The sequence below is a fragment of the Mesorhizobium sp. M7A.F.Ca.MR.176.00.0.0 genome, assembly GCF_004023165.1.
In the GTDB taxonomy this organism is placed as follows: domain Bacteria; phylum Pseudomonadota; class Alphaproteobacteria; order Rhizobiales; family Rhizobiaceae; genus Mesorhizobium.
In genome coordinates this window covers 4,630-5,658 of record NZ_RZTC01000199.1, presented here as the reverse complement: position 1 = coordinate 5,658, position 1,029 = coordinate 4,630, and the positions used below count along the sequence as shown (strand labels likewise).

The 1,029-nt window shown below is 64.0% G+C and carries 1 protein-coding gene; it reads right to left on the bottom strand.

Annotated features, from left to right (window positions below):
• Positions 1-1,029, bottom strand: a 1,029-nt coding sequence (locus EOB59_RS37020; protein WP_245486870.1) for an AAA family ATPase, incomplete at both ends; no start/stop codon positions are given.

Genomic DNA, 1,029 nt, shown 5'->3' with positions numbered 1-1,029 from the left:
GCTTAAGGGTATCGGGAACAGCTTCACGCCGGCAACCATCGGGCGGGACTCCTTTTTCGTTCGCATTGTCGGAGTTTGCAGCAGGCCGAGGCGCTCGCCGGCCGCACGAAGGCGGATCGCCAGATCGGCGAGCCTCGATCCCTGGCGCAGCGTCCAGTCAAGCCGGTCACGCAGCATCGTTCGGGCGACCTGGACAATGTGGAGGCCGCGGTTCTCGGCGAAGCGAAGCGCCTGGCGGTAGAGCGTGCCGCGATCGTAATCGAGAGTGGTTTCCTTAGCGTTCCGACGCGACAGGATTTTCGACAGACCGCCATTGAAGGCGAAGGAGCGGCGGCCATAATAGAGGTGCAGATCCTCGCGGTGACGGGACATCGCGACATAGGTCAAATGGCGATCGAGCGACAGGGAGGCGAGCACCTTCACCCGATCGACGGTGGCACCCTGGGACTTGTGAATGGTGGTGGCATAGCCATGGTCAAGGTTGTTGTAGAAACGCTGCTCGACCGTCACCTGGCGGCGCTGATCGCCCTCCCCGACCATGACCACGATACGGTTCGGCGCGGCTTCGACGACGCGGCCGATCATGCCGTTCTTCACGCCGAGCGAGCCCTCGTTTTTCAGGAAGACGATCTGGTCGCCGGCTCCGAAATGGCGGATGCCGTCGGCGGTCCTGAAACCGTGGCCCGCACTGAGGATGCTGCGCTCAACCAGCTTCTTGCGCGCGAGCTCGTTGAGCATGCGCACGTCGCGGCGCAGATGCGCGAGAATCAGCGTGGACTTCGCCGGATCGTAGTCGCGGTTCCAATCGGCGACCAGGTTCTCGACAGCCTCAGCCTTCAGCTCCGAACCGAGCACCCTGCCCTGCGAGCGATAAGCGGCAAGCGCCTGGTCGACACGGCCGCGCGCCAGATCGAGGGAGGCCTTACGCATCCAGTCCTCGCGCTGGCGATAGATCGTTTCGAGCTCAGCATAGCCGATGCGGTCGACGATGGCGCGGAAAGCCGCGCCCGCCTCGATCGGCTGCAGTCG